We start from the raw sequence: 6,530 nt of genomic DNA, 5'->3' as shown, positions 1-6,530 counted from the left end.
CAGGCCCCGGTCGCCATCAGACCAAGCGCCGTCGCTCCCAGAATCGCGGTTGTCTTCTTCATGTCAGGTCTCCTCCCTTGCTGAGATGCATTCAGTGCATCCATTGAAACTTCATGGAAAAGTTTTCTCGCGTCCGATCGGGATGCGCGTCGCACCCGCATTCACGATGCCGCGGCACCGCCGGCGAAGCCTCCTCCCTTCCCCGAAGTCACCAAGAGCTAGCGCCCGAAGCTTCCGTCTGTCAATAAAAACTTCCGGATGAATTTTTATTTAGAGCAAATTTTCGATGTTGCTTGCGCCCCTCCGGGCCGCCGCGTAGCATCCGATCACCCACGAACCACGCAGGACTAAGCTACGTGACCTTCCCCGCCGGTGAGAGATGACGACAGCACGCCCCGACAAAACCCTGAATGCCGTGCCGCTCATGGGCACCAACCAACTCACGGTAAGAGACCTTAACGAGCGTCTCGTGCTCCATCTGATCCGCCGCCACGGCACGCTGACGAAAGCCGAGGCGACCCGCGCAACCGGGCTGTCCGCCAACGCGGTCTCGGAGATATTCAAGGCGCTCGAGCAGGACGACCTGTTGCTGCGCGGCGATCCGGTCCGGGGCCGCGTGGGCCAGCCCTCCGTGCCGATGCGCCTCAACCCAGAAGCGAAACACTACCTCGGCCTGAAGATCGGCCGAAGCAGCTTCGACATGGTCGTGGTCGACTTTACCGGCGCCGTCATGGCCCGCCGCTCGGCGCGCCACGGCTTCCCGACCCGGACGGCGCTGGTCACCTTCATCAAGGACAATCTCCGCCCGCTGCTGCGCTCGGCCAAACTGAAGCGTGAAGACGTGGATGCCAGCGGAATCGCGATTCCCTCCGAGCTGTGGCACTGGGCCGAGGACTTCGACGCGCCGACCGACGAGCTGGAGAAATGGCGCAGTTTCGACCCCCGCACCGAGCTCGCATCGCTGCTTCCCGGGCCGATCTCCGTCGAGAATGACGGCACCGCGGCCTGCCGTGGAGAGCTGGTTTTCGGACCGCCCACCGACAAGCAGGACTACGTCTATTTCTTCGTCGGCACCTTCATCGGGGGCGGCGTCGTTCTCAATGGCAGCGTGTTTTCCGGGCGGTCGGGAAACTCCGGCGGCTTCGGGCCGCTGCGAATTCCCGACGAGCCCGGCGGCCACCGCCTGATCGACCATGCCTCGCTCTCTGTGCTCGAGCGCCTTCTGGCGGAACAGCAGAGCGACCCCGAACGGCTTCACGACGACCGTGCCGACTGGTCGCCCCTCGAGCCTGCGCTCTCGCTCTGGATCACGCGCGCGGCGAGAAGCCTCGCCCATGCGATCGTCTCCGCCCAGGCTGTGATCGATTTCGAAGCCGTCATCATCGACGGCGCGTTTCCGCAAGATATCCGCGACAGGCTGGTGGCGGAGGTCGACCGGCATTTCTCGCGCCTCGATCTGCAAGGAGTCTATCACCCCGAAATCCACGCCGGGCATTTCGGCTCGGTCATCCGCGCCATGGGCGCCGCGGCTTACGCAATTTCCACCGAATTCATGATCGACCAGAATACCTTGCTCCGGAAAGCGCCTCCCGGGCAGTTGGCGCGGTAAACCCCCATCGCATGACGCGGTCACCCGCAAGCCGGCACGAGCGGCCCCAGGCAAACATTGTTTGCCGCCGCAGACGCCACGCGGAACCGGCATCCCGAATTCTGCGTGGCGCGCGGATCAGCGTCCTTTTCCGCGGGCGCGCCCGTTCCCTTCCCGTCCATTTCTGACGCATACAAACGCGATTCGTTTGATTTTCGGCCAGCTGGAAGGGCTTTCCCATGCGGGCATGGCATCATCTCGCTCCGGCGCTGCCGGCATTCCACGGGCGCGAACAGATCCGGGCTGGCCTCGGGGCGCTGCTCGGCATCAGCCTCTGCGCCCTCGTGGTGAGCCTCGGCGCACGGTTCGGTCTTTCCTCGATCTATCTCGTGGCGCCTCTCGGGGCGACGGCGGTGCTGGTGTTCGGCGTTCCGAACTCGCCCCTTGCGCAGCCGTGGTCGGCGATCGTCGGCAACGTCACCTCGGCCTTGGTCGCGCTGCTCGTGGTCCGCAGCCTGCCCGGCTCATGGTCGGTGGGGATTGCCGTCGGCGCCGCGATCACCGCTATGATGTTCGTGCGCGCGCTGCACCCGCCGGGCGGTGCCGTCGCCTTGCTGACCGCGCTCGATCCGACACATGCGCTCGAGATCGGACCGCTCTTCGCGCTGGTGCCGGTCGGGCTGACGACCGCCACGCTGGTCGTTGCCGCGATCGTCTATAACCGGGCCACCGGGCGGGTCTACCCGTTCCGCCAGCCCGAGACGGAGCGGGCGGCGGATGCGCCGCCGCGGCTGGGATTGTCGAGCGCCCAGTTGGGCGAATTGCTCGACCGGTTCAACCAGACGGCCAATCTCGGGGTGGCGGATCTCGGGCGGCTGCTGGCCGCCGCAGAGGCCGAGGCGGCGCAGCACCGCTTCGACGGCACGACCTGCGCGGACATCATGACCACCGATCTCATCACGGTGCGCCCTGACACACCGCTGCCGGAGGCCGCGCACCTGTTTCGCGCCCATGCCATCAAGAGCCTTCCTGTCATCGACGCCGAGACCCGGCTCTGCGGCCTCGTGCTTCAGGCGGATCTTCTCGACGAAGTCGCCGCGCAGGGCCGGCCGCGCGCCCTGCCCCGGCGGGCGCGGCCCCGCACCGTCTCGGCGGTGATGCGTTCGCCCGACCGCGCGGTCGCCCATGACCTGCCCGTCGGCACCCTTCTCAACCGTCTCGCGGCGCAGGGAACCGAGGTCGTGCCGGTGACGCGGGAGGGCCGTCTCGCAGGTATCCTCACCCGCTCCGATATCATCCGTCTGCTGCTGGACGGGGCCGACGACCGCGCAGCGGCGTAGGCGCGCTTCAAAAGGCAGCGCGCGATCGCGCGGGAGCGGCGGAGATCCCCCCGCCCGTCCGACACGTTCATTGGTTCGTAATATCGCCCTTGAGCGAATAGCCGATCATCAGCACGTCCTTGCGGGTCATCTCGTCGACCTCATGCGCCGCAAGGACCGACATGATGTCGTCGATCGCGGCCATGTATTCGCTCGTGCTGATATTCATGCCGCGATGCGCCGTCACCATGTCGCGTCCGCTATATGGCTCGGGGCCGCCGCTGCCCGCGCCGAAGAACGCACAGAGTTGCGCCTTGGCGTCGTTCAGGTCGTCCGGCCTTTCGCGGTATGGCAGGAAACGGGCACTGATTGCGGGGTTTACCATATGCGCCTCGAGGACATCGTCGACGAGCGCCTTGATCCCGGGCTTTCCACCGAGCCGTTCGTAGAGAGTCTGTTCCATCGTTCTAGCTCCTTGCTGTCTGGAGGCCGTGGCCCCGGGGCGCATTCGCGTCCGGGGCGCGACGGCTCATTGCGCGGCCTGCCGCACCTGCTGCGGCTGGATGTTGTGATTGACTCGGAAGAGGTTCGTCGGGTCGTAGCGCGCCTTGATCTCCTGCAACCGGTTCAGGTTTCCGCCATAGGCCTCGGCGAGGCGACCCGCGTCATCCGCGGGCAGGAAGTTCACGTAGACGCTCGGCGCCGCATCCGCCGCCGTGGCGTCGAACAGGTCGCGCGCCCAGCCGATGCAGTCCGCATCCTTCGCCGGGTCGTCCCAGCGGGTGTGGACGTTCATGGTGAAGTGGCTGTCGCGCTGCGGATAGGCGGTCGCGTCCGACGGGACGCGGGCCATTGCGCCGCCAACATGGGCGATGAAGATCTCGCATTGCGGATCGGGAAGCTCCTCAACCGCGCCGAGTATCGCCTCGATCGTGCCGCGGCCGAGCTTCAGGAAGTCCCGGCTCTTCCAGTAATTGCGCGCGCCGGGCGTCAGCAGCGGATCGAAGGCCGCCTGCCATCCGGTAAAGGGATGCGGGCCGATCACGTCGATGATGGGCGTGCCGAGGGCGCGCAGCTCCCGCATCGCCTCTTCGCCCTTGGCCATATCACCCACGTAACAGGCCGCGAAGATCAGCACCTCGCGCCCGTGCCAGTCCTCCGGCAGGAACGGCAGCGGCGGCGCCTTGCGCAGGACCGACCAGACCGTCAGCTCGTCCGGCGCCTTGTCGCATATCTCCTGGAACTTCGGCAGCAGAGTGGCCGCCTCCGAGAAGGGATGGATGACGAGGCCGGACAGAACCTCGGTGCCGATGGCGTGACCCTGGAATTCGAAGGAGGACACCACCCCGAAATTGCCGCCCCCGCCGCACAGCGCCCAGAAAAGGTCCGGATGCTCCGTCTTCGATGCCTTGACGCAACGCCCATCGGCGAGCACCACGTCGGCCGACAAGAGGTTGTCGACCGTCATCCCGTATTTCCGGGTGATCCAGCCGAAGCCGCCACCAAGTGTCAGCCCCGCGATCCCGGTTGTCGAGTTCACGCCGACAGGCACGGCAAGCCCATGCACCTGCGACTCGCGATCGACGTCGCCCAGCGTCGCACCCGGCTCGGCCCGGACGGTCCCAGCTTCGGGATCGACGTGAACCGAGCGCATGCCCGACAGGTCCAGCATCAGCGAGCCCTCTTCGACCGCGAGACCGGCGATCTGGTGGCCGCCGGACCGCACAGCCATCCGAAGTCCCTTTTCCTTGGCAAAGGCGACCGCGCTCTGGATGTCGCTGGCCCCCATCGCATGCACGACCAACCCCGGCTTGCGGTCGATCATCCCGTTCCAGATCGACCGCGCGGCGTCATAGCCTGCGTCTCCCTCGATCAGGGTTTCGCCGCGCAAGGCGGCGGCAAGGGCCTCTCGGTCCGCGCCGGTGATCTTCTTGCGCGTGCCGTCCAGCCCGTTCATTTCAATGATATCCGACATGTCTTCCTCCCTCTGAGACCATGGCGCACAGCGACGCGCTCTACCCCTTGCGCGTCTGCCGCGTTTCGATTGCTTGCGGTTCTGAAAGGATGAGCGCGCAGCGTGTCTCAAACCAGTGGCGAAACTGGACCGGCCCGCCCGAGCAGAGAGCATGGGCACGAAGCCGAATAAAGGAATCGCAATTCGTGCTATGCTGGGAACAGCAATGGAGGAGATCTCCGATGTCCAACGCCAGCTACTTCCAGTTTTGCCCCGTCGCGATGGCGGCCGAAATCCTCTGCACCCGATGGACGATCGTCCTCGTGCGCGAGCTCGTGGCGGGATCGACGCGCTTCAACGATATCAGGCGCGGCGTTCCGCGGATGTCGCGCACCCTGCTCGCACAGCGCCTGCGGGAACTGGAAGCGGCCGGGATCGTCGAACGGCATCCTGTCGAAGGCTCTCAGGCTGTAGACTATCTTCTGACCGACGCAGGAAAGGACCTTCTGCCGGTTGTCGAGGCCTTCGGGATATGGGGGCAGAAATGGGTGGAATCCGAGCCTTCGCTGGAACGGCTCGACGTGTCTTTGCTGATGTGGGACATGCGCCGCAATCTCGATCCGGCGCCGCTTCCGCCGGGGCGCACCGTCCTCAATTTCCGGTTCCCCGAGCTCGCGGCGTCGAAATCCTCATGGTGGCTGATCGTGGAGGCGAGCGGCGATGTCGATCTGTGTCAGGTCGATCCGGGCTTCGACGTGGATCTTTTCGTCACGACGGATCTGCGCACGATGACAGAGATCTGGATGGGTCTCACCACCGTGTCGAAAGCCGCCCGGAAACTCGATCTCGACGGGTCTCGAGACGTTGTGGCCTCGATGCAGAGCTGGCTGGGCCTCAGCCCCTTCGCGACCGAGCGAAAACTGGCCTCCTGAGCCGCGTCGCCCTGCGCGGGCATGCCCAGGGCGCGCGGCGCACCCTCGCTTGAGCGAAGCCATCTCGACAGCGCTCCGCCGTTTTCGGCCCGGCCGTCACAGTGGCGTGAGACGTGATCTGGGTCAAAACGGACCCTTCACCAAACACGTTATCCCTCTTCTCGAAGGTCGAAACCTCAACACCGAGAAGGGAATAGAAGATGAAACTCACAAGACGCACCACCCTCGCACTCGCCCTCGCGGCTCTGCCGACGCTGACGATCACGCCCGCAATGGCCGCCGATCCCGCCACCGTGCAGGTCTCGCTCTGGGACAAGGGCGACAACGCGATGGACGATCTGGGACAATTGCCGCCCATGGGCTTCAACATGGCTGGCGCCGGCGAGCGGGTCTCGAAGGCGAAGATGGGCGTCACCGCGACACCGGCGGTCGTGCCTGCGGGCAAGGTCACCTTCGAGGTCAAGAACGACTCTAAGGGCACCGTGCACGAGATGATCGTGGCCCCGGTCAAGAGCGCGACCGAGGAACTGCCCTATAACAAGGACGAAATGCGGGTCGACGAAGAGAAGGCCGGCCATCTCGGCGAGGTCTCCGAGCTCGATCCCGGTCAGAGCGGTTCGCTCACGGTGACGCTGAAGCCGGGCGAATACATCCTCTACTGCAACATCCCCGGCCACTACATCATGGGGATGTGGACGCTGGTCCGTGTAGAATAACTTCGACAGGTCCGGCGAGCG

At 65.4% G+C, this 6,530-nt stretch carries 6 protein-coding genes; 4 read left to right on the top strand and 2 right to left on the bottom strand.

Going from position 1 to position 6,530, the window contains the following annotated elements:
- Window positions 1-379 precede the first annotated feature (379 nt).
- A complete protein-coding gene (locus B6V74_RS13395) occupies window positions 380-1,609 on the top strand; it encodes an ROK family transcriptional regulator (RefSeq protein WP_088723056.1) in 1,230 nt (409 codons plus the stop codon).
- Window positions 1,610-1,827: 218 nt separating this feature from the next.
- The gene (locus tag B6V74_RS13390; protein ID WP_088723055.1) at window positions 1,828-2,928 is read left to right on the top strand and encodes an HPP family protein; all 1,101 of its coding nucleotides are present in this window, start codon (window positions 1,828-1,830) and stop codon (window positions 2,926-2,928) included.
- A 67-nt stretch (window positions 2,929-2,995) separates the two neighbouring features.
- Here B6V74_RS13390 and B6V74_RS13385 read toward each other — a convergent pair whose 3' ends face one another.
- Window positions 2,996-3,370, bottom strand: coding sequence for a group 1 truncated hemoglobin (locus B6V74_RS13385; RefSeq protein WP_088723054.1), 375 nt, complete (start codon window positions 3,368-3,370; stop codon window positions 2,996-2,998).
- 66 nt (window positions 3,371-3,436) lie between these two features.
- A complete protein-coding gene (locus B6V74_RS13380) occupies window positions 3,437-4,882 on the bottom strand; it encodes an FAD-binding oxidoreductase (protein ID WP_088723053.1) in 1,446 nt (481 codons plus the stop codon).
- Between the two features lie 221 nt (window positions 4,883-5,103).
- Here B6V74_RS13380 and B6V74_RS13375 point away from each other — a divergent pair, with 221 nt between their 5' ends.
- A complete protein-coding gene (locus B6V74_RS13375) occupies window positions 5,104-5,793 on the top strand; it encodes a helix-turn-helix domain-containing protein (RefSeq protein ID WP_088723052.1) in 690 nt (229 codons plus the stop codon).
- Window positions 5,794-5,993: 200 nt separating this feature from the next.
- Complete coding sequence (locus B6V74_RS13370; protein WP_088723051.1) at window positions 5,994-6,509, top strand: plastocyanin/azurin family copper-binding protein; 516 nt, start codon at window positions 5,994-5,996, stop codon at window positions 6,507-6,509.
- Window positions 6,510-6,530: the final 21 nt, after the last annotated feature.

Origin of the sequence: Thioclava sp. F42-5, assembly GCF_002213195.1 — a bacterium.
GTDB lineage: Bacteria > Pseudomonadota > Alphaproteobacteria > Rhodobacterales > Rhodobacteraceae > Thioclava > Thioclava nitratireducens.
Note: the sequence above shows the minus strand (reverse complement) of the source record. Positions and strands in the feature narration are given on the sequence as shown.